Source organism: Mesorhizobium sp. LNHC232B00 (assembly GCF_000502435.1).
In the GTDB taxonomy this organism is placed as follows: Bacteria; Pseudomonadota; Alphaproteobacteria; order Rhizobiales; family Rhizobiaceae; genus Mesorhizobium; species Mesorhizobium opportunistum.
Genome location: NZ_AYWP01000010.1, coordinates 262921 through 283145, shown reverse-complemented (window position 1 = coordinate 283145; position 20225 = coordinate 262921). Strand labels below are relative to the sequence as shown.

General features: G+C 63.3%; 22 protein-coding genes. 4 read left to right on the top strand and 18 right to left on the bottom strand.

Annotated elements, in window-relative coordinates; all coding sequences use genetic code 11:
• Nucleotides 1–286 precede the first annotated feature (286 nt).
• Complete coding sequence (locus tag X743_RS153405; RefSeq protein ID WP_023766144.1) at nucleotides 287–1147, top strand: hypothetical protein; 861 nt, start codon at nucleotides 287–289, stop codon at nucleotides 1145–1147.
• Nucleotides 1148–1364: 217 nt separating this feature from the next.
• A complete protein-coding gene (locus tag X743_RS153410) occupies nucleotides 1365–1823 on the top strand; it encodes a hypothetical protein (RefSeq protein WP_023766143.1) in 459 nt (152 codons plus the stop codon).
• A 127-nt stretch (nucleotides 1824–1950) separates the two neighbouring features.
• Here the strand turns inward: X743_RS153410 and ftsH are convergent, their stop codons facing one another.
• From ftsH to ybgC, 12 genes are all read right to left on the bottom strand, one after another.
• A complete protein-coding gene (gene ftsH / locus X743_RS153415) occupies nucleotides 1951–3879 on the bottom strand; it encodes an ATP-dependent zinc metalloprotease FtsH (RefSeq protein WP_013892541.1) in 1929 nt (642 codons plus the stop codon).
• 122 nt (nucleotides 3880–4001) lie between these two features.
• On the bottom strand, nucleotides 4002–5369 hold the full coding sequence (gene tilS, locus X743_RS153420) for a tRNA lysidine(34) synthetase TilS (RefSeq protein WP_023766142.1): 1368 nt from the start codon (nucleotides 5367–5369) through the stop codon (nucleotides 4002–4004).
• A gap of 40 nt (nucleotides 5370–5409) precedes the next feature.
• On the bottom strand, nucleotides 5410–6516 hold the full coding sequence (ybgF, locus tag X743_RS153425) for a tol-pal system protein YbgF (protein WP_023766141.1): 1107 nt from the start codon (nucleotides 6514–6516) through the stop codon (nucleotides 5410–5412).
• A gap of 222 nt (nucleotides 6517–6738) precedes the next feature.
• Nucleotides 6739–7245, bottom strand: coding sequence for a peptidoglycan-associated lipoprotein Pal (pal, locus tag X743_RS153430; RefSeq protein ID WP_013892538.1), 507 nt, complete (start codon nucleotides 7243–7245; stop codon nucleotides 6739–6741).
• A 245-nt stretch (nucleotides 7246–7490) separates the two neighbouring features.
• Entirely contained in the window at nucleotides 7491–7883 is a 393-nt protein-coding gene (locus X743_RS153435) for a four helix bundle protein (protein ID WP_245264226.1), read from the bottom strand.
• Between the two features lie 21 nt (nucleotides 7884–7904).
• The gene (gene tolB, locus X743_RS153440) at nucleotides 7905–9188 is read right to left on the bottom strand and encodes a Tol-Pal system beta propeller repeat protein TolB (RefSeq protein WP_245264230.1); all 1284 of its coding nucleotides are present in this window, start codon (nucleotides 9186–9188) and stop codon (nucleotides 7905–7907) included.
• Between the two features lie 66 nt (nucleotides 9189–9254).
• On the bottom strand, nucleotides 9255–10412 hold the full coding sequence (locus X743_RS153445; RefSeq protein WP_013892536.1) for a cell envelope integrity protein TolA: 1158 nt from the start codon (nucleotides 10410–10412) through the stop codon (nucleotides 9255–9257).
• Nucleotides 10413–10420: 8 nt separating this feature from the next.
• Complete coding sequence (gene tolR / locus X743_RS153450; RefSeq protein WP_013892535.1) at nucleotides 10421–10873, bottom strand: protein TolR; 453 nt, start codon at nucleotides 10871–10873, stop codon at nucleotides 10421–10423.
• A gap of 12 nt (nucleotides 10874–10885) precedes the next feature.
• Entirely contained in the window at nucleotides 10886–11596 is a 711-nt protein-coding gene (tolQ, locus tag X743_RS153455; protein WP_023766137.1) for a protein TolQ, read from the bottom strand.
• 284 nt (nucleotides 11597–11880) lie between these two features.
• Nucleotides 11881–12186 (bottom strand): type II toxin-antitoxin system RelE/ParE family toxin, encoded by a 306-nt coding sequence (locus X743_RS153460; RefSeq protein WP_023766136.1) that lies wholly within the window; start codon nucleotides 12184–12186, stop codon nucleotides 11881–11883.
• A complete protein-coding gene (locus X743_RS153465; RefSeq protein ID WP_023766135.1) occupies nucleotides 12176–12451 on the bottom strand; it encodes a type II toxin-antitoxin system ParD family antitoxin in 276 nt (91 codons plus the stop codon). The genes X743_RS153460 and X743_RS153465 overlap by 11 nt, the downstream gene beginning before the upstream one ends.
• 131 nt (nucleotides 12452–12582) lie before the next feature.
• A complete protein-coding gene (gene ybgC / locus X743_RS153470; protein WP_023766134.1) occupies nucleotides 12583–13056 on the bottom strand; it encodes a tol-pal system-associated acyl-CoA thioesterase in 474 nt (157 codons plus the stop codon).
• A gap of 55 nt (nucleotides 13057–13111) precedes the next feature.
• Here ybgC and X743_RS153475 point away from each other — a divergent pair, with 55 nt between their 5' ends.
• Nucleotides 13112–14362 (top strand): cellulase family glycosylhydrolase, encoded by a 1251-nt coding sequence (locus tag X743_RS153475; RefSeq protein WP_023766133.1) that lies wholly within the window; start codon nucleotides 13112–13114, stop codon nucleotides 14360–14362.
• Between the two features lie 8 nt (nucleotides 14363–14370).
• Here the strand turns inward: X743_RS153475 and X743_RS153480 are convergent, their stop codons facing one another.
• From X743_RS153480 to X743_RS153500, 5 genes are all read right to left on the bottom strand, one after another.
• A complete protein-coding gene (locus X743_RS153480; RefSeq protein WP_023766132.1) occupies nucleotides 14371–15267 on the bottom strand; it encodes a metallophosphoesterase in 897 nt (298 codons plus the stop codon).
• Nucleotides 15268–15427: 160 nt separating this feature from the next.
• Entirely contained in the window at nucleotides 15428–16465 is a 1038-nt protein-coding gene (gene ruvB / locus X743_RS153485; RefSeq protein ID WP_013892530.1) for a Holliday junction branch migration DNA helicase RuvB, read from the bottom strand.
• 43 nt (nucleotides 16466–16508) lie between these two features.
• Nucleotides 16509–17129, bottom strand: a complete 621-nt coding sequence (ruvA, locus tag X743_RS153490; RefSeq protein WP_023766131.1) for a Holliday junction branch migration protein RuvA — start codon at nucleotides 17127–17129, stop codon at nucleotides 16509–16511.
• 13 nt (nucleotides 17130–17142) lie between these two features.
• The gene (gene ruvC, locus X743_RS153495) at nucleotides 17143–17655 is read right to left on the bottom strand and encodes a crossover junction endodeoxyribonuclease RuvC (protein WP_013892528.1); all 513 of its coding nucleotides are present in this window, start codon (nucleotides 17653–17655) and stop codon (nucleotides 17143–17145) included.
• Between the two features lie 62 nt (nucleotides 17656–17717).
• On the bottom strand, nucleotides 17718–18251 hold the full coding sequence (locus X743_RS153500; protein ID WP_023766130.1) for a DUF1465 family protein: 534 nt from the start codon (nucleotides 18249–18251) through the stop codon (nucleotides 17718–17720).
• 578 nt (nucleotides 18252–18829) lie between these two features.
• Between X743_RS153500 and X743_RS153505 the strand changes: the two genes are divergently transcribed.
• A complete protein-coding gene (locus X743_RS153505) occupies nucleotides 18830–19381 on the top strand; it encodes a DUF2269 family protein (RefSeq protein WP_023766129.1) in 552 nt (183 codons plus the stop codon).
• A gap of 41 nt (nucleotides 19382–19422) precedes the next feature.
• Here X743_RS153505 and X743_RS153510 read toward each other — a convergent pair whose 3' ends face one another.
• On the bottom strand, nucleotides 19423–20193 hold the full coding sequence (locus X743_RS153510) for a sulfite exporter TauE/SafE family protein (protein WP_023766128.1): 771 nt from the start codon (nucleotides 20191–20193) through the stop codon (nucleotides 19423–19425).
• Nucleotides 20194–20225: the final 32 nt, after the last annotated feature.

Below are 20225 nucleotides of genomic sequence, written 5' to 3'. Positions count from 1 at the left end.
ATGTTACCATTCCTTAGAAAATCATTGTTGTGCGCCGCACACAACCTGATTGCATCCTGACCTGCTGAGACTGCCACGCCGCAATACACCAGTCACGTTAGCCTTTCAGCGTAGATGCACCTGGAAAATCTTGTCCTCAAGTCCAACAGTCCGAACAATTTCATCACCTTGCCGCGAGGCTCCTGCTTTCGGCGACATATACGCTACTTAGCATCTGGCGCAACCGACCGTTGAGCGTTATTGATTCGCAGGGACGTATCATGGGCTGCTGCAACGGAGAAACGCTATGCTCATCCACCGACTTGCCACTTTGACCGGCCTCGCCGTCGTGACATTGTTCCTGGCCGCGCCAGCCAACGCACTGACGATGGCCGAATGCAGCACGAAGTATAACGCGGCCAAGGACGCGGGGACCCTTTCCGGACAGACCTGGAACCAGTTCCGCAAGGCGCAGTGCGGCACCGACGCCGCCGCCACCACCGACACCAAGCCGGCCGCCACCACCAAGGCCACCACCAAGGCCGAAACCAAGGCTACCGAAACCAAGCCCGCCAAGGCAGCAAAGGCTGCCGGCGCCGACAGCACGGCCAAGGGCCTGACGGCCAAGGAATGCAGCGCCAAGTACCAGGCGGCGAAGTCCGCCGGCACGCTGAACGGCATGAAGTGGAACGACTTCCGCAAGGCCGAGTGCGCCGCCGGCGCATCCGCTGCCACCGACACGACCAAGCCGGCCACCACAAAGGCAGCCGCGGCTCCCGCAGACGGCGGCAAGGGCCTGAGCATGGCCGAGTGCAGCACCAAGTACCAGGCTGCCAAGACGGCGAACACGCTGAAGGGCATGAAGTGGAACGACTTCCGCAAGGCCGAATGCGGTGCCGGCGCCTCCGATGACGACACCGTGCCTGCCCCCAGCGAGGCGAGCTACACCAAGGAGCCGGCAAAGCCGACGACGGTCGCGCCCAAGGGCGTTACCTTCCCGTCCGCGATCTCGCCGAAATATGCCAGCGAGACCCCCGGAAAGGGCCGCATGCATACTTGCCTTGACCAGTATTACACCCTCAAGGACGCCAACGCGCTTGGCGGCCTGAAATGGATCCAGAAGGGCGGCGGTTTCTACAGCCTGTGCAATGCCAAGCTGAAGAGCTGATCTCCAGCAGCATTTAGAAAAAATATAGGCCCGCGAGCCGCGAGGTTCGCGGGCTTTTTGTTGCGCATGACAGCGCTCCGGCTTGCTCGCTTCTGTACATGACGGAGTTGTCGGTCCCATCAGTTCGTGTGCTCTTGGCGAAAGATTCCCATTGAACATAACAAGAACAAAAAGTATACAAAAAGACGTCAAACTTGTTATCAACTAGGAGGGTCTTATGTCCAGTTTGAAATTGGCGGTATTGGCCGCGACGGCATTGGTTTCTTGGAGCGTCGCCCCTGCAAGCGCACTGACGATGAAGGAATGCGGCGAAACCTATCGAACCGCCAAGGAGGGCGGCACACTGAACGGCATGGACTGGACCGCTTTCCGTAAGGAGAAATGCGCGACGTCCCTCGCGGAGGGTGTCAGCGCAGATGCGGCCAAAACCGCGCAGCAGCCGAAGGACGAAGCCAGTCCGGCGTCCGCCCCCACCGTGGCGCCGGCGGGCGTCACATTCCCGACTACCCTCGCCGCCGAGTTCAAGACCGAAAAGCCGGCCAAGGCACGGATGAAAACCTGCCTGCAGAGTTACCACGGCAACAAAGAGGCGGGTACGTTGAACGGCCTTCGCTGGATCCAGAAGGGCGGCGGCTATTACAGCCTGTGCAATGCGCGGCTGAAAGCTGAATCATGAGGAACCATGCGGCAAACCCCGAAGCGCCAAGCGCCTGAGCGAATGCAGGCGGGGTGCTTGAAAAGCGAATGATTTCAGGTCGATCGACCTGAAATCATTCCGCCTCCATCGCAAAGATGCAGCGCATTCAGCTTGACGGCTGCGGCTCCATGCCGCCTTCGGGCTCGGGACCCTTCTTGCGGCGGCCACCAGACTTCGGCACGGCCGAGCCGCGGCTTGGAGGGGTATCATCCCCCAAATCTCGCGCGGGCTTGTTGCCCGCGATCAGTTGCTTGATCTCGTCGCCCGACAGCGTCTCGTATTCGAGCAGGCCCTGCGCCAGTGCGATCCATTCCTTCTTCTTCTTGGTCAGGATGGACTTCGCTGTCGAGTAGGCCTCGTCGATCAGGCGGCGCACTTCGGCGTCGATGATCTGCGCGGTCTCTTCCGAGATGTTCTGCGTGCGCGCCACCGAATGGCCGAGGAAGACTTCCTCCTGGTTGTCGCCATAGGCGACATGGCCGAGCTTGTCGGAAAAGCCCCAGCGCGTGACCATGGCGCGTGCCAGCTTGGTCGCCTGCTCGATGTCGGAGGACGCGCCCGAGGTGATGTTCTCCTTGCCGAACTTGAACTCCTCGGCGACGCGGCCACCCATCATGATGGCAAGACGCGAGATCATGTATTTGTAGCTCATCGAATAGCGGTCGCCTTCCGGCAACTGCATGACCATGCCGAGCGCGCGGCCGCGCGGGATGATGGTGGCCTTGTGCAGCGGATCGGCCGACGGCACGTTGAGCGCCAGGATGGCGTGACCGGCCTCGTGATAGGCGGTCAGCTCCTTCTCGGCCTGGGTCATGGCCGACGAGCGGCGCTCCGCGCCCATCATGATCTTGTCCTTGGCGTCCTCGAACTCGGCCATGGTGACGAGGCGCTTGTTGCGCCGCGCCGCCATCAGCGCCGATTCGTTGACGAGGTTCATCAGGTCGGCGCCGGAAAAGCCGGGAGTGCCGCGGGCGACGACCTTGAGATCGACATTGGGCGCCAGCGGCACGTTGCGCACATGCACCTTGAGGATCTTCTCGCGGCCGACGATGTCGGGGTTCGGAACCACCACCTGCCGGTCGAAACGGCCCGGACGCAACAGCGCCGGATCGAGCACGTCGGGACGGTTGGTGGCGGCAATCAGGATGATGCTTTCGTTGGACTCGAAACCGTCCATCTCGACCAGCAGCTGGTTCAGCGTCTGCTCGCGCTCGTCATTGCCGCCGCCGAGGCCGGCGCCGCGATGGCGGCCGACAGCGTCGATTTCGTCGATGAAGATGATGCAGGGCGCATTCTTCTTGGCCTGGTCGAACATGTCGCGCACGCGGCTGGCGCCGACGCCGACGAACATCTCGACGAAGTCCGAGCCTGAAATGGTGAAGAACGGCACGTTGGCTTCGCCGGCGACCGAGCGGGCAAGCAGCGTCTTGCCGGTGCCGGGAGGGCCGACCAGCAGCACGCCGCGCGGAATCTTGCCGCCGAGGCGCTGGAACTTCTGCGGATCGCGCAGGAATTCGACGATCTCTTCCAAATCTTCCTTGGCTTCGTCGACGCCGGCGACGTCCTGGAAGGTGACGCGGCCATGTGCCTCGGTCAGAAGCTTGGCCTTCGACTTGCCAAAACCCATGGCGCGCCCGGATCCGGACTGCATCTGGCGCATGAAGAATATCCAGACGCCGAGAATGAGGATCATTGGCAGCCAGGAGATCAGGTAACCGAACAGCGAGTTGGAGCCGTCGGTCTCGGGCCGCGCGTTGATGGTGACGTTCTTGTCCTGCAGCCGCGAAACGAGCTGGGGATCGCCGGGTGAATAGGTCTGGAAGCCGCTGGAATTGTCGGTGTAGGTGCCTGTGATGCGGGCACCCGCGATGGTCACCGTCTTGACCCGGCCGGCCCCGACATCCTGGAGGAACTGCGAATAAGGCACATCGCTCGAAGCCCCGCGCGTCTGCGGCGTCTGGAACAGATTGAACAGGGCGATGAGCAGGACCGCTATGATCGCCCAGAGCGCGAGGTTGCGATAGTTCGGATTCATCAATTGTCCCGTTGGCGTCCGCTTGCGGACAGCATCATGAGAGGAAACTTGGGCCTAACATAGGGAGAGCGTCCCCCCTTGCCAAGCAGAACAGCATGTCTGGGTTAAGCTTTCGACCACCGTCAACCGGCACTGTGGCGGCCGAAAGGCAAGGCGGGCAGCGATGGCGCGCCAATCAGGCCGGCGACGGCCCGCGCCGGCGCCAGGTCGAAGGACGGCAGGAAGCGGGCAAAAGGCGCAACGACCGGCCGCGCGTCGAACCCTGACGATGCCGGTTCGCCCTGCTGCACATCAGGGTTTTCAAAGGCTTGCCGCGATGTCGGTTCCGCGGCCAACGCAGCGCGCATCAGGCTTGCCGGGGTTTCTCCCGCGTCGATCGGCAGCCGCTTCGCTGCTGCCGCACCCAGCGGCGCGATCAACAATCCGGCGGAGCTGTCGTTCAATGTGATGTGGCGGCGGCCATCCCAGATGGTGTTGTCGATAGCCGCGGCGGCGGGCGGCAAGCCACGCGCCTCGCGGCGCAGGAAGATGCCGGCACGCCGGAAATCGACCACCGTCCGCGACAATGTGGCACAAAGAAATCCGGCCTTCAGCCGGGCGAACAGTGCCTCGCCGCGGGCCTGGTCCGGCAGGAAGGCAATCCCCCCGACAGTCGCCAGCAGGATGCGCAACGCATAGATGGCCGCGCGCTCGTCGCCGGTCGAGAGCAGTTGCGGGTCGAGGCGCACAAGGCCCGTGGCCGGCTGGCTGGCAAAACGCCGGATCAGGTCGGCGGCATCGAGACCAAGTTGTCCGCGCTCGATGGCAGCCTGGCTGGCCAGGGCCAAAGCCTCGTCCATGCGGCGGACATTGTCGCCGGCAAGTGCCGCTCTCACGCGCGGCCGCTCGAAGCTCTCATCGCTGTTGGTCGGATCCTCTGCCCAGCCGACATGTTTGCTTTGCAGGAAATCGCGCAATGCCGCGCGCCGCGTACCCAGCAGCGGCCGCACGATCCATTCGCGCCAGTCATAGAGCGTGGCCGGCGCCATGCCGGCCAGCCCCCGTCCCTGTACATTGCCCAGGCTCCCGTCGCGGGCGTGGCGCATCAGCACCGTCTCGGCCTGGTCGTCGGCGGTGTGGCCGGTCACGATCAGGCCGATGCCTTCCGCCCGGGCTGCGCTTGCCAGCAACCGGTAGCGCGCCTCCCGTGCCGCCGCCGGCAGGCCGGTCGAAGGCTTGCGCCCGGCCCAGACCATGGTGCGGTGGGCGATGCCGCGCTCCGCGCACAGCTTCGCCACGGCTTGCGCCTCCGCCGCCGAGCCCTGCCGCAGGCCATGGTCGATGGTCACCGCCAACAGCTTGGCGGACGGCGCGGATCGATCGAGATGATGTTTGAGAAGCAGAAGCAGGGCGGTCGAATCGCTGCCGCCGGATACGGCCGCAACAGCGCCGGTGGTGAAATCGATATGCGAAAAAAGTCTGGTCGAAAGATCAGGCCCGGAATCGAGCATCAACATCCCGGTTCTTGGGCTGGGACATGCAGGCGAAAAATCAGCACGCAGCCAGTGCCTTCTCCTGCTTGACGCGTTCCTTGAGGGCGCTGGAAATGTCGGGATAACGCTTGCCGATCTCGCCGAAAGTAGCGCAGGCGACGTCATGCTGCTTGAGGCCGACCAGCGACACGCCGAGCTTCAGCAGCATGTCCGGCGCCTTCTTGGCCTTGGGATAGTCCTTGCTGGCCGAGAGGAACACCTCTGCCGCGTCGCGGAATTTCTGCTGGCCCAGCAGCGACTCGCCCAGCCAGTAATGCGCGTCGGCCGTCTTGGCATCCCTGGGGAAGCGCGAGATGTGATCGCGGAACCCCTGCTCGGCCGTGCCGTAGTCGCCCGACAGGATGAATTGATAGGAATTGCGGTAAAGTTCTTCCGGATCGTTGGTGGCGGGCAGCGCCGCGACCACCGTGCCGTCGGACTTGCCGGCCTTGGCCGGCGCACCGGTGGCCGGAGCGGCATCCTGTGCCGGCGCGGTCGCCTGGGTGTTGCCGCCGGCGTCGATCACATTGCCGTTCTTGTCGACGGTGATGGAACCAAAGGTCTTTTCCGGTGCTCCCTTTCCAGGGATCACCTTGCCCGGGTCGCCATCGGGCGATTCGACGATGACGTCCTCGACCGTCTTGCCGCCGGCGGACTGATCGCTGCCGGCCGCGGCGCCGGCATCGGCCGGCGCCTGGGTCGCGGGGGCCGAGGCCACGTCGTTGTTGGTGCCGGCATCCGACTTCTTCTGTGCCGGTGCTTGTCCGCCTTGCGCCCCGCCCTCGAGCTGCTGGAAGCGGAACTCGTTGTCTTCCTGCTGCTTGCGGATCTGTTCCTGCATCTGCAGGATCTGGAAATTGAGTTCCTCGATCTTGCCGTTCATCTGCCGCAGCTGATCCTCGAGCGCGGTTGCGCCGGCGCCATTCGACTGCTGTGCAAGCTGGACCTGGTCCGGTTTCTTCTTGTCGCCGAACAGGCTGGGCAACTCGATCGACGGCAGATGGAAGGAAAAGCCGCTGCCGGTTGATTGCCCCGGGCCACCAGCCCCCAAGCCGCTAGCCGAGGCTGTGACGCCTGATAGGAGCAGCAGTGCAAGCGTGCCGCTCAGAACCGATCTCAAATGCATGTGCCTCTCGCGTGTGTCGTTAGTTGTTCGCGCATTCCAATCACCATGAGACCAGCCAAGCGCCCTCGGCTCATAGCAGGGCGCGAGACTTCGGCCAAATTTTGTTTCGGGCAGCCGGATATGAAAAAGGCGGCCCGGAGGCCGCCTTTCGCAAAGCTGTGTTGCATTTCTGCCGCTACCGCCGCGCCTTCTCCTGGCGCACGCTGGACGGCTCTGCGCCGATCAGGAACCGGCGCCACTGAGCGTGGTGACCGCACGGCGGTTCTGCGACCAGCACGAGATGTCGTCGCACACCGCGACCGGGCGTTCCTTGCCGTAGGAAATGGTCTTCAAGCGGCTGGAAGCGACACCCTTGGAAACGAGGAAGTCGCGGGCGGCGGCGGCGCGGCGGGCACCGAGTGCCAGATTGTATTCGCGCGTGCCGCGTTCGTCGGCATGGCCTTCGACGACGATGGCATACTGCTTGTACTGGTTCAGCCACTGCGCCTGCCGGGCGAGCGTCGTCTGCGCATCGGCGCGGATCGAGGACGAGTCCGTGTCGAAGAAGATGCGGTCGCCGATGTTGACGGTGAAGTCCTGCGCCGAGCCGGGCGTTGCGGCACCCGCGCCGTTCAGGCCGAGATCAGCGGCGCTGTTCGGCGTCTTCTTCGAGGCGCAACCGGCGATGGCGAGCATCGCCACCAGCGCGATCATGACCGGGTTTCTGGTAAGTGCTGCGATACGGCCCATGCCGCCTCTCCTTCGTATTTCGAGTGATCGTATTCGAGTGATTTCGTTGATCACCCAGTAACCACGTTTGGGTTAACCGGCATTCAAGAAACACGGTTAATATTAGGTTTAGCTACCCGTCCGCAGCTGTTATCCCCGGGGTCACAATTGGCGCGGACCCTAGGCGGAAATACGGCCAAAACGCGACGAAGGCGTGGAAAAAGGGGAATTGAAGAACTGGAGAATTGAAGAGTTGGAGAAAGAGGTCACTTCAGCGCTGCTCTGAGATTCACCAGCATCCCGTAGATTTGGCCATAGAACTGCTGCCATCTGTCGAGTTGTGTCTTCGAGATGTACTCAAGATCGGATGCGTAGGAAATCCACGTCTCCACCTCGCTGCATGATCCCATCGCCATCGAAATGAACCGCGCGAATTCAGCTTTGGAGTGAGGTTGTTTGGCAAACCCCTCAGCCAGATTGGCGCAGATCGCCTTGCTCGAACGGCGCAATTGATCGGCGAGCGCATATTGCTCGATCTTCGGAAAGGCAAGGGTGGCTTTGTGAATTTCGAGAGAAACAGCATAGGCCCGCTTGTAGACCTCAAGGTCCCTGGCGCGCCCAACGTAGCCTCCATGCTTCTCCATTCCCCAGTTCTTCAATTCCTCAGTTCTTCAATTCCCCTATTCAAGCAAGGGCGACCAGGCCGGATCGGACGCAAAATTCGAAGTCGGGATCGGCTGCTCGTTGCGGCCGGTGAGATCGACCGAAATCAGTTTCGGACCGCCATTGGCGTCGCGGAAGAACATCAGGACGCGGCCGTTCGGCGCCCAAGTCGGCCCTTCCTGCTGGAAGCCCGACGACAGGATGCGCTCGCCCGAACCGTCGGTCTTCATGACGCCGATCTGGAATTCGCCGCCGGTCTGCTTGGTGAAGGCGATGAGGTCACCGCGCGGCGACCACACCGGCGTCGAATAGACGCCGTCGCCGAAGGAGATGCGGGTCTGGCCGGAGCCGTCCGCGCCCATCACGTAGATCTGCGCGCGGCCGCCGCGGTCGGATGTGAACACGACCTTGCTGCCGTCCGGCGAATAGGAAGGCGAGGTGTCGATGGCGGTCGAGTTGGTCAGCCGCGTCGTCGAGCGGCTGCGCAGATCCATGGCGAAGATGTTGGAATTGCCGTCGTCGCGCAGCAGGCTCATGATCACCTTCTGGCCGTCGGGCGAGAAGCGCGGCGCGAACGTCATGCCGGGGAAGTTGCCGACGAGTTCGCGCTGCCCGGTCTCGATCTGCAGGAGATAGACCCGCGGCTGGCCGCTTTCATAGGACATGTAGGTGATCTCTTGCCGGTTCGGCGAGAAGCGCGGCGTCAGCACGATCGACCGGCCGTCCGAGAGGTAACGGACGTTGGCGCCGTCCTGGTCCATGATGGCAAGGCGCTTCTTGCGCGCGTTCTTGGCGCCGGACTCGTCGATGAAGACGACGCGCGTGTCGAAATAGCCCTTCTCGCCGGTCAGCCGCTCGTAGATGGCGTCGGCAATGATGTGGGCGACACGACGCTGGTTGGCGTCGTTGGCGAAGAACTGCTCGCCCGACATCTGCTGGCCGGCAAAAGTATCCCACAACCGGTACTGAGCGCGGATGCGCCCATCGGCCTCCTTGCTGACGCTGCCGGTGACCAGCGCCTGGGCGTTGATCACCTTCCAGTCGTCGAAGCGGGGTGCGGCATCCGGATTCGAGATCTTCTCGATGAAGGCACTCTTGTCGATCGGCGCGAACAGGCCGGAGCGCTTGAGATCGGCGGTGATGATTTGCGAGATCTGGGCACCAAGCGCATCGCCGCCCTGGAAATCCGTGATGGCGATCGGCAACGGCTCGACATTGCCCTTGTTGACGTTGAGCTCGACCAGCGCCAGTGCCGGCAGCGTGCCAGCGGCGGTCATGCCCATCGCCATCGCAGCGACCATCAGGAGCGGCTTGAGGATTGATTTCATGTCTTCTCGCTTCTCATACAGATTTTCGGATAACCGGACCTAGAGGCCGAGCATTTCCCTTGGATCGAAGGTGACCCGGATGTCGTTCCAGATGTCTTGCTTGCCGGCGGGAACCTGCAGCCCGGCCACGTCGCATTTCTGCACCGCACGGACCGCGCTCTCATCGAACTGCCGGTTGCCGCTCGATTTTTCTACGGACGGACGACCATCGAGCTTGCCGGAGTTGTCCAGGTTGAAGCGCACCACCACGACGAAACTCTCCGAGCCTTCCAGCCCGGCCGGCAGCGTCCAGCAGCCGCCCAGCTGGCTTTCCAGCGCCCCCTGTTCGGACTTCGAGAGCTTCTGGCCCTGATCCTTGTCACCGCCGAGCGAGGCTTGCTGGGTCGAACGCTTGGCGCCGCCGCCGGACGGCTTCTGCTTGTCGAGGAGAGCAGAGATTTCGTCGGCGTTGAACTGCTTGTCGTCGGACTTGGGCTTGGACGACGCTTCCTTGACCGGCTTGTCGGCATCCTTGCGGTCCGGCGCCTTGGCGCTTTCCGCTTGTGCCGGCTGCGGCTTCGGCCGCGCTTCCGGCGCCGGCGCCGAACTCGGCAATTGGGTCTCTTCGGTCGGCGGGTCCTTCGCTATGGCCTCGGCTACCGCGTCAGGCTTGACCTCGGGCGTCGGATCGATCGCGGCGGTCTTGTCCTGCGGCGGCGGGGTCGGCGCCGGCTTGGCCGGCGTCGGCTTGGGCTCCACCTGCTTGACCGGCTCGGGCTTCACCTCTTCCTTGGGCTGCGGCGCCGGCGCCACTTCCGTCGCCGGAATGGGCTTGGGCTTTTCCTGCGGCTTCGGCACGTCCTCGGTCTTCGGCGCTTCCTTGGGAGTCGGCGCAGGCGGCGGAGCCGAGGTCGTATCGACCGGCTTGGGCTTGGCTTCCGGCGTTATCGGCTTGTCGGTGTCGACGCTGTTCTCGCCGACCTTCTGCGCATCCGGCACGATATCGGGACGCTGCGTCGGCAACGGCGCCGGCTTTTCATGCATCACGGCCTTCTTGTCGCCCTGCAATGTCTGCGCGATAGCTTCCATCGGCACGATATCGACCGCGACCGACTCGACATCGGCCGACGGCAGCGCGGCCGGAGCCGACAGGGTGAACAGGCCGAAGGCCAGCACCGCCGTGTGCAGGATCACCGATGTGGTGAGGCCGGTCTTCATCGTCTTGTCTACTGATCCTGTTCCTGCAGTGAAACCAGGCCGATGTTCTTGTAGCCGGCGGCCGAAATGCGGGCCATCACCTTCATCGCCGTGCCGTAGTCGGTGGATTTGTCGCCACGAATAAAGATGCGCTCCTCATAGCCGGTCTTCGAGATCGCCTGCAGCTTGGCTACCAACTCCTCGATCGGAATCTCGGTCTCCTGCAGATAGATCTTACCCGCGGCATCGATCGAGACGGTGATCGGCTGCGTGTCGGCGTTCATCGCCTTGGCCTGCGTATCCGGCAGGTCGATCGGCACGCCGACCGTCAGCATCGGTGCGGCGACCATGAAGATGATCAACAGCACCAGCATGACGTCGACCATCGGCGTGACGTTGATTTCCGACATCAGTCCATGGTGACGGCCGCGCCGCCGGTGGCCGCGCCCGCCGCGCCCTGCCATGCCTACGGACATACCCATCTTTTGTGCTCCTCAGGCCTTCGGCGCGACTTTTTCATCGATTTGGCGCGAGAGTATGGCGGAGAACTCGTCGGAGAACCCTTCCATGCGCACCGCTATCTTGCTCGCGTCGGACGACAGTTTGTTGTAGGCGATGACGGCGGGAATGGCGGCGAGCAGGCCGATGGCCGTCGCCAGCAGCGCCTCGGCGATACCGGGCGCGACCACCGCAAGGCTGGTGTTCTTGGAGCCGGCGATGGCCTGGAACGAGGTCATGATGCCGATGACGGTGCCGAACAGGCCGATAAAGGGGGCGGCCGAGCCGGTGGTGGCGAGGAAGCCGAGGCGCCCCTCCAGCTTCTCCATCTCGCGGGTCAGCGCCAGGTCCATGGCCTTGTCGATGCGGGTTTGCAGCCCGAGCGGCGTTTTCGCGCCTTTCTCGAAGCTCTTCTTCCACTCGCGCATGGCGGCGACGAAAATGGCGCCCATGCCTGACGTCTTGCGGTCGGCGAGCGTGCGGTAGAGTTCTTCCAGCGACTGCCCGGACCAGAAGACCTGCTCGAAGCGGTTGAGCGCCAGCCGCATGCGGCCATAGGCAACCAGCTTGTCGATGATGATCGCCCAGGTCCAGACCGAGGCACAAAGCAGCCCGATCATGACCAGCTTGACCACCCAGCTGGCCTGCATGAACAGCGCCCAAATCGACAATTGCGCGCCCGGTTCGGCGAGTGCGATATTTTCCATCGTTACGTCCTTAAGATTTCCGGGCGAAGCTGGCGGCTGGCCCCTGGCATCCCTTGTGGTCGGTTCGCACGAAGCTACCGGGCACCCCAAGTCGAGCCTTTCGCGGCCTTTTCGGGGCAAATATTGGTGAAAGGAAGGCGTTGGATAACGCCAATCTTCACCAACCTCTTCATGAACCGTTATGGTTAAGGATGGGTTAGTCCGTAAGGCGCGGCGCATTGCCACGCCCGATGGCGTGGCCGGGGCGCAGACATAAGGGCAGACATAAGGTTTGTGCGATGCGGCTAGAAGTCCGTTTCGTCCACATAATAGGTGGGGTAGTCCTGCCCGCCATAGAGGATACGCAGGATCAGCACCTGTTCTGCGTCGACCCGAAACAGGATCGACGCACGACGTTCGAAGCCGACGACGCGGACGCCGGATCCGATGGCGTCGCGAACGATGCCACGTTCCGGGAACGTGGATAGTGCCATGCACGCCGCCTCAATATAGCCACCGGCACGCGCGGCACCGCTTTCCTTTTCGATGTAATTGTAAATGGCAAAGAGATCGGATTGCGCCGAGGGTCTGAAAATGACCCTATGCGTCACGCTTGGCGACCTTCATCCGGTCTGCATGGTGCTCGCGCAATGCCTTGAACACGTCCTCGGCAGGGATGTCCGCGCGCGGATCGTCGAGAGCCTCCTGCACCTTGGCTCGCATGATGGCGGCGATGACCTGTTCCTCGCGGTCAAGGGCGCGAAGCGCGGCACGCATGACTTCGCTCGCGGAATCATACGCTCCCGACGTCAGGCGGGCGTCGAGGCTGCTCTGCTGGCGTCCGAGCGTTACGCTTATGGGCTTGCTGGTTCTCATGGCGAATGTTTCCTTGCCCCTTCTTCATAGCACAGTGTATGACACTGTCATACTATTTTCTGGCGCGCCACCCCCGCTGAAAACCAGATTGATGAGCTTTAGCGCCGCCAGGGGCAATCCGTTCAATCAGCCTACACACCAGACTTGGGCATGAACGCCGCGATCCATTCCTTGGGGAAGCGTCTCGGCCGGCCATTCTCGCCTATAATCGCCGCTTCGACCTTGGCTTCGACCAGCACCTCGTCGCCGCGTTTGAGCTGCTGCGCCATGAAGATGCGAGCTCCGGAAATGGCCTCGGTACGGGTGTCGACGGTCAGGATGTCGTCGATGCGGGCGGGGATGCGGAAGTCGATCTCCATGCGCCGCACCACCCAGACTATTCTTTCGCCATGCTTGCCATGGGCAAGTTCGGTGTGATGCACGCCGGTGAGCCTGAGATAGTCGGAGCGGCCGCGCTCGAGGAATTCGAGATAACGCGCATGGTAGACGACACCCGAAAAATCGGTGTCGGCATAGTAGACTCGCGCCATCAGCCGATGCCCGGACGCGGTCAGTACGCCGGAGAGCCCGGCCAGCAGCGTCGCCGATTCACCATGATCGCCCATTGCGCTTCCTTTTTCAGTCGCGGCGAGGCACCTGTTCCCCGTGACCTAGCATCGGATGGCACTGTTGACGGCGATGATCAAGAGTTTGATGGCGGGGCTGCTGGTGCTGGCGGCCCTGTCGCTGCCTGGCCATGCGGCGACCTTCTCGATGAAGCGCGGTCTCAATCTCGACCAGTGGGTCACCTGGCCCGGCGAAGATCAATGGAGCGACGCCAAGGCCATCCTGCCCTATCCCGAGTGGCGCAAATTCCTCAACGGAGACGATCTCGAGGCACTGAAGCAGGCCGGCTTCGATTTCCTGCGCATGCCGGTTGACCCTTCGCCCTTGCTGTCCGATCAGACGACAGCGTTGCGCGACGACCTCTATGCCAGCGTGCTGGACTCGGTGCGCATGATCAACCGCGCCGGCATGAAGGTGATCGTCGATATGCATCTGATCCCCGCCGGCGGCAGCCGCAAGATCGGCATGGCTGAGGTGATGGACGACCCGCGGACCTTCGAGCTTTATGTCGACATGGTGCGCAAGATGGCCCGCACCCTGGCCGGTGAGGATCCAAAAAAGGTCGCCTTCGAATTGATGAACGAACCGATCGTCGATTGCGACAGCGACGGCACCAGCCTGTGGCCCGAGCGTCAGCAGAAATTGTTCGCCGCCGCCCGATCCTCGGCGACGAAACTCACCCTGGTGCTGACCGGCGCCTGCTATTCCGCCGCGTCGTCGCTGGAGAAGATAGACCCGAAGGCCATCCCCGACGACAATGTCATCTGGACCTTCCATTCCTACGATCCGTTCCTGCTCACCCACCAAGGCGCGACCTGGGCCGGCGACTTCATCCCCTATGTGACCGGCCTGCCCTATCCGCTGACATCAGTGCCGAAGGCGCAGCTCGAAATGACGCTCGACACCATCCGCGCCCGGATTAAGGCCGAGGCGCCATGGACACGGCAGAGCGGCCTGCTTGCCTATCTCGACCAACAGGTCGCCAGCATGGACAGCCCCGACAAGCTCAACGGCCTGATGGATGCGCCGTTCAAGAAGGTCGAGGCGTGGGCGAAGGCCAACAGCATCAAGCCGGAAAACATCACGCTGGGCGAGTTCGGCATGATCCGCCAGGAATACGGCAATTCCTACGTGATGCCGCCCGAGTACCGCGCCGCCTATGTCAGCGACATGATTGCCCGCGCCGAGGCGCACGGTTTCTCATGGTCGGTGTGGAGCTATGGCGGCGCGTTCGGCATCGTCGACGCCTTCAACGGCGACAAGGCCGAGCCGGACGTGATGAAGGCAATCCGCAACCTGCGCTGAACCACGCATCAGCCGAGGTCGATCGACAGGATTTCCGGACGCATTCCGAAACGGATGGGCAAATTGCTGAAGCCAAGTCCGCCTGAGACGATCAGGTTGCGGTCGCTTTCCACGATATGGCCGTAGGCGTAGCGATTGCCGTAACGCGACGGCACGATCGGCGAATAGCCGAACAGCCGCACCTGCCCGCCATGGGTGTGTCCCGACAGCGTCAGCGAAACCCGCCACGGCACTTTCGGGAAGATATCCGGCTCGTGCGCCAGCAAGATGACAGGGGAACTATCGCTGACCTTGGCCAGCGTGCCGTCGAGATCGTCCAGCCCCTTGGGCCTGTCGCCCTTTTTGGTCGGCAGCAGGGCCAGCTGATCGGCAAGCCCCGCGATCCAGACACCATGCCCATCCTTTTCCAGGCGCACGGCATCGTTTTCGAGCACCGGAATGCCGACTTTCTCCAATGCCTTGCGCGCGATCGTCGGACCAACCCCTGCCCGTTGCGCGAAGCCGTCATTCCACCAGTCGTGGTTGCCAAGGATAGACAGCACGCCGAGCGGCGCCTTGAGCCCTGACAGGGCGCCCGCCCATTGCGGTGGCGTCACTCTTTGCGAAACCAGGCGCATGCCGGCGATGTAGTCGCCAAGCAGCACGATCAGGTCCGGTTGCAAGGCATTCGCCTCTTCGACAAGCGATGCGATGCGCTCCTGCGTCATCCACGGCCGGCAGGCATGGATGTCGGCCAGGGCGACGACACGCAGCTTCAACCCCGCCGGCCAGTGCGGCGGCGTCAGCGCATAGCGCTTCACATGCGTCAGCAGCATCGGCTCGATGCCGACCGCATAGGCGCTGAACGCGGCGACCGACAGGAACGACCCGCCCATGAAGCGCAGGAACCCGCGTCTGGTTATCATTCTGTGGCTCCGGCATTTGGATCGCGGCGTCGTGCCGCGAGGCAGCGCCGATAAAGTCCACGATTGCGCCGGCAAATCGGCAAAGACGAGTAGATTTTGCGCAGGGCGTTCACAGATGCTTGATCATTGGGTCTGGAACCCGCGCCTGATCGCCTGGCCGTTACTCTTCCTGGAACAGGTTGATCTGCTGCTGCGCGAGATCCTTCGGCGCGTCGAGGCCGAGGTGTCGCCAGGCATTGCCCGTCAGCATGCGCCCGCGCGGCGTGCGCTGGATGAAGCCCTGTTGGATCAGATAGGGCTCGATGATGTCTTCGATGGCGTCGCGCGGCTCGGACAGGCCGGCCGCGATCGTCTCGATGCCGACCGGCCCGCCGCCGAAATTGCGGGCGATCATCGACAGATACCGGCGGTCGAGCGCATCGAGGCCGAGCGCGTCGACCTCCAGCCGGGTCAGAGCCTCATCGGCGATCAGGCGGTCGACATGGCCGTCGCCGGCCACGGAGGCGAAATCGCGCACGCGGCGCAGCAGCCGGCCGGCGATGCGTGGCGTGCCGCGCGCGCGCCGCGCGATCTCGAGCGCGCCATCGTCGCCGAGCGGCATTTGCAGGATGCGCGCACCGCGCCGCACGATCTGTTCCAGTTCCTCGACCGTATAGAAATTAAGCCGCACCGGAATGCCGAAACGGTCGCGCAGCGGATTGGTGAGCAGGCCAAGCCGCGTCGTGGCGGCGACCAGCGTGAACCGGGCAAGGTCGATCTTGACCGAACGCGCCGCCGGCCCCTCGCCAATGATCAGGTCGAGCTGGAAATCCTCCATCGCCGGGTAGAGGATTTCCTCCACCGCCGGGTTCAGCCGGTGGATCTCGTCGATGAACAGCACGTCGCCTTCCTCGAGATTGGTGAGCAGTGCCGCGAGATCGCCGGCCTTGGCGATGACCGGCCCGGAGGTCGAGCGGAAATTGACGCCGAGCTCGCGCGCCATGATCTGCGCCAGCGTGGTCTTGCCGAGCCCCGGCGGGCCGACGAACAGCACATGGTCGAGCGCCTCGTTGCGGCCCTTGGCGGCCTCGATGAACACTTTGAGGTTGGCCCGCACCGCCGCCTGGCCGACGAAATCGTCAAGCGTCTGCGGCCGCAAGGTCTGCTCGGCATCCTCGCCGCGTTTTTCGGGAGCAATCAGGCGGGGCGCTAGGCTCATGCCGTCTTCCTCGCATATGGCCGGGAAACGGACAAGCGAGCCCTCACCGCGCCAGTTCCTTCAGCCCGAAGCGGATCAGCTTCGAGGCGTCCGCGTCCTCGCCCGCCGTCTTCAGCGCCGCCGATACCGCATTGGCGGCGGTGTCGCGCGAATAGCCGAGGTTGACCAGCGCCGAGACGGCATCGGTGATCGGCGCGGGCGCCACGCCCTCGCCGAGTTCCTGCTTCAGGCCGATGGTTCCGGAGGCGGCGCCGGCATAGACCGGCGCCTTGTTCTTCAATTCGGTGACGATGCGCTCGGCCACTTTCTTGCCGACACCCGGCGCACGGCTGACCATGGCGATGTCGCGCAGCGCGATCGCATTGGCGAGGTCGGCCGGCGTCAGTGTCGACAGGATGGCCAGCGCCACCTTGGCGCCGACGCCCGGCACATTGTTCATCAGCAGCCGAAACCACTCGCGCTCGAGCTGCGACTGGAAGCCATAAAGGCGCAGCATATCCTCGCGCACATAGGTCTCGATGAACAGCACCACCGCTTCGCCGGGAGAAGGCAGTGCTGCCAACGTGCGCGCCGAGCAATAGGCGACATAGCCGACGCCATGGATGTCGACGAGGCAATGATCCTCGTCGATCTCGTCCAACGTGCCCTTGAGCTTGCCGATCATTCCGCAAAGCCTCTCATGATGCCAATGCCGCCATCCGGTAAGCAACACTTTGCCGGTGATGCGCGTGGCAAATCGCGATCGCCAGCGCGTCCGCGGCATGTTCGGTGTCGAAGGTCGCTTTCGGCAGCAGCACCTTCACCATCATGTGGATCTGCTTCTTGTCGCCATGGCCGACGCCGATCACCGCCTTCTTGACGGCGTTGGGCGCATATTCGGCGACGACGAGGCCGGCGCGCGCCGGCACCAGCATGGCGATGCCGCGCGCCTGGCCGAGCTTCAGCGTCGCCACCGCGTCCTTGTTGACGAAGGTCTGTTCGACGGCCGCTTCGTGCGGCATGGCCGCATGCAGAACCTCGGCGAGCCCGTCATGCAACTGGCAAAGCCGCGTTGCCAGTGCCGCCTTGTCCTCGGAGCGCACGGTGCCGGAAGCGACGAAGCGCAAGGAATTACCGAGGCTCTCTACGATGCCCCAGCCGGTGCGCCTGAGCCCCGGATCAATCCCGATAATGCGAATCGCGTCCCCCATCCGGCGAGTTTACCTCCGGCGGACAGCGATGCCAGCAAAATGTGAACAAACCAGAAACGGAGCTAGTTGCGGGCGAAAGCCGTGTTGAGCAGGCTGATCTGGTCCGAAACCGGATTGGCCCGGCGGGCCACGGGCTGCATGTCGACCATGGCGCTGACACCGTAGATCTCCTCGTCCATGCGGCGCACCAGCGCCTGCAGGCGCAGCGAGCGGGTGACGAGATCGAGGAAATCGTCGGGCAGTTCGGCCCAGCCGGCCGCCTCGTCATGGGCGGAAGCCGTGTCGAGGCGCACCTTGGATTTTTCCGAAGCGACCTGGTCGCGGGTCATCTCGCCGGAATTGGCCGCGCGCTGCAAAAGCAGCCACGAGGCAACCTGCATCAGCCTGGTGGTCAGCCGCATCGATTCGGCCGCATAGAGCGTGGCGGCCAGCCGCGACAGCTTCTTGGCCTCGGCCCGGCCCTTGCCGTCGAGATATTCCGCTGCCTGTTCGACCAGGCCCATGCCTTCCTGGTAGAGCGGTTTGAAGGAGTGCGAAAAAACCCGGCGCTCCGCCAGTTTGACGGTTTTCGCACTGCCCTTCGAAGCCTCGTTCATGGATACGCCCCTGCACTTGCCACCGGCCGATTCGGCTCACTGCCGATACACCCGGGACCCTAGATGACTGAAGCTTGAAAATGCGCTTCGCCAGGGGTGAAGGCAAGCACATGTTTAACAGAAGGTTAACAGCGATCCCGTGTGCGCAATGTCGCTGGAAAGCGGACAAAAAAAGAGCCGCGGATAAGGCGGCTCTCAGGAGTTTAACAGGGAGGCGTCAAACAAAGTGGCTCCAACCACTCGGTAAGAATCCAGATCACTGGATGGACATAGTAAACGCCTGTAAAGCTTAATGGACCCTTAACGGCGCCGATGTTTTTTGACCGAACGCCCCGCTCCTGTGCCGTAACAGCACACGGACCGAGCCTTGCTTCAGGCCCGGAGCCTGTTTCGAAATTCGCTCTGGCGAAACCGCGCACCGGGCTGTTGCCAGGAGCCGCGCCGATCGAACCGCCGAAACACAGGCGGTTTTTCGCGACATCGTTCCGAAACAGGCGGCACGCTAAACGCCCGCTCCTCTGACGGCTGGCGCATGTCCGCTCCGCCGCGGCAACCCGGAAATATTCCAGGAGCAACCGATGGACTGGTATTCGATCATCAAATTTCTCCACATCGTCTCAGCCACCTTGTGGGTCGGCGGCGGCTTCGTACTGTTTCTGCTCGGTATGCTTGCCGAGCGCGCCGGCAACATCGAGGACAAGCTTCAGGCGATGCGTGCCAGTGGGCAGTTGGGCGGGCGTTTCTTCGCACCGATGTCGATGCTCACCTTACTCTTCGGCCTTGTCATGTGCGGCTTCTGGGTCGGTTTCTCCGATCTTTGGATCATCATCGGCCTGGTCGGCTACGCCACCACCTTCTCGATCGGCATGTTCATCTTCAAGCCGACCGGCGAGCGCATGGCTGCGATGATCGCCACGGAAGGCGTCACGCCTTCCCTGCTTGCCATTGGCCAGCGCATGATGAGCACGGCACGCTTCGACTATGCGGTGATGCTGGTGATCGTCGCCGACATGGTGCTCAAGCCGACCGCGAATGACATCGGCATTCTCGCCGGCATGGTGCTGGTCCTGGTGGCGGGCGCCATGCTGGCCTTCGGCGGAAGCCGTCGCCTTGTGCCCAGCGCCGCCTGATCCCGCAGACGGTGAGAGCGGCTGAACAGCCGCCTCGCCTGTTATATGAGGCCTGCGATGCCGTCCCACAGCAGCTTCAGCGCCACCACTGCCACCGTGGCGTAGGTGAAGGGGTAAAAAATCTCCGGCCGCATGCGCCGCACCAGCCAGGCGCCGGCGATGGTCGACAGCGGCGCCAGCGGCATCAGCACGGCGGACGCCGTCAGGTTGGCGGTGTCGAACTGGCCGAGTGCGAAATAGGGCACGAGCTTCAACGCATTGGTGGCGGCGAAGAAGATCGCCGCCGTGCCCGAGAGCACCTTGGGGTCCAGCCGGATCGGCAAGGCATAGACCTGGAAGGGCGGGCCGCCGACATGGGCGACGAAGCTGGTGAAGCCGGCAACGGTTCCCCATAGGGCGGCAGCCATGCGGTTGGGTTCGGCGGCATGGCCCGAGCCATGGCGAAACTGCAAATAGAGCCAGCGCAGCACGAAGATGATGGCGACGGCGCCGACGATCAGCCGCACCGCCTCCTCGGTGACCAGGGCTGCCGTCAGCCAGCCGAGGCCGATGCCGATGACGGCGCCCGGCATCATGTCGACCAGCATCTTGCGGTCGTAAACACCCCACCAGGTCCACACCGAGACGATGTCCATCAGGCACAGGATGGGCAGCAGGATGGCCGCCGCCTGCACCGGCGGCATGGTCAATGCCATCAGCGGCACGCCGACGAAGCCGACGGCGCCGCCGAAGCCGCCCTTGGACAGGCCGACCAGAATGACCGCCGGAATGGCGGCCGCATAGAACCACGGATCGAGAAGCAGGCCTGACATGGGGAGGAACTGGTCTGGAGGGAAAGCGCGTC

Excerpts from the sequence above, each read along its gene's own strand:
- X743_RS153405 (WP_023766144.1), top strand. The coding sequence starts at position 287 with ATGCTCATCCACCGACTTGCCACTTTGACCGGCCTCGCCGTCGTGACA.
- X743_RS153410 (WP_023766143.1), top strand. The coding sequence starts at position 1,365 with ATGTCCAGTTTGAAATTGGCGGTATTGGCCGCGACGGCATTGGTTTCT.
- ftsH (WP_013892541.1), bottom strand. The coding sequence starts at position 3,879 with ATGAATCCGAACTATCGCAACCTCGCGCTCTGGGCGATCATAGCGGTC.
- tilS (WP_023766142.1), bottom strand. The coding sequence starts at position 5,369 with ATGCTCGATTCCGGGCCTGATCTTTCGACCAGACTTTTTTCGCATATC.
- ybgF (WP_023766141.1), bottom strand. The coding sequence starts at position 6,516 with ATGCATTTGAGATCGGTTCTGAGCGGCACGCTTGCACTGCTGCTCCTA.
- pal (WP_013892538.1), bottom strand. The coding sequence starts at position 7,245 with ATGGGCCGTATCGCAGCACTTACCAGAAACCCGGTCATGATCGCGCTG.
- tolB (WP_245264230.1), bottom strand. The coding sequence starts at position 9,188 with ATGGTCGCTGCGATGGCGATGGGCATGACCGCCGCTGGCACGCTGCCG.
- X743_RS153445 (WP_013892536.1), bottom strand. The coding sequence starts at position 10,412 with ATGAAGACCGGCCTCACCACATCGGTGATCCTGCACACGGCGGTGCTG.
- tolR (WP_013892535.1), bottom strand. The coding sequence starts at position 10,873 with ATGGGTATGTCCGTAGGCATGGCAGGGCGCGGCGGGCGCGGCCACCGG.
- tolQ (WP_023766137.1), bottom strand. The coding sequence starts at position 11,596 with ATGGAAAATATCGCACTCGCCGAACCGGGCGCGCAATTGTCGATTTGG.
- X743_RS153465 (WP_023766135.1), bottom strand. The coding sequence starts at position 12,451 with ATGAGAACCAGCAAGCCCATAAGCGTAACGCTCGGACGCCAGCAGAGC.
- ybgC (WP_023766134.1), bottom strand. The coding sequence starts at position 13,056 with ATGGGCGATCATGGTGAATCGGCGACGCTGCTGGCCGGGCTCTCCGGC.
- X743_RS153475 (WP_023766133.1), top strand. The coding sequence starts at position 13,112 with ATGGCACTGTTGACGGCGATGATCAAGAGTTTGATGGCGGGGCTGCTG.
- X743_RS153480 (WP_023766132.1), bottom strand. The coding sequence starts at position 15,267 with ATGATAACCAGACGCGGGTTCCTGCGCTTCATGGGCGGGTCGTTCCTG.
- ruvB (WP_013892530.1), bottom strand. The coding sequence starts at position 16,465 with ATGAGCCTAGCGCCCCGCCTGATTGCTCCCGAAAAACGCGGCGAGGAT.
- ruvA (WP_023766131.1), bottom strand. The coding sequence starts at position 17,129 with ATGATCGGCAAGCTCAAGGGCACGTTGGACGAGATCGACGAGGATCAT.
- ruvC (WP_013892528.1), bottom strand. The coding sequence starts at position 17,655 with ATGGGGGACGCGATTCGCATTATCGGGATTGATCCGGGGCTCAGGCGC.
- X743_RS153500 (WP_023766130.1), bottom strand. The coding sequence starts at position 18,251 with ATGAACGAGGCTTCGAAGGGCAGTGCGAAAACCGTCAAACTGGCGGAG.
- X743_RS153505 (WP_023766129.1), top strand. The coding sequence starts at position 18,830 with ATGGACTGGTATTCGATCATCAAATTTCTCCACATCGTCTCAGCCACC.
- X743_RS153510 (WP_023766128.1), bottom strand. The coding sequence starts at position 20,193 with ATGTCAGGCCTGCTTCTCGATCCGTGGTTCTATGCGGCCGCCATTCCG.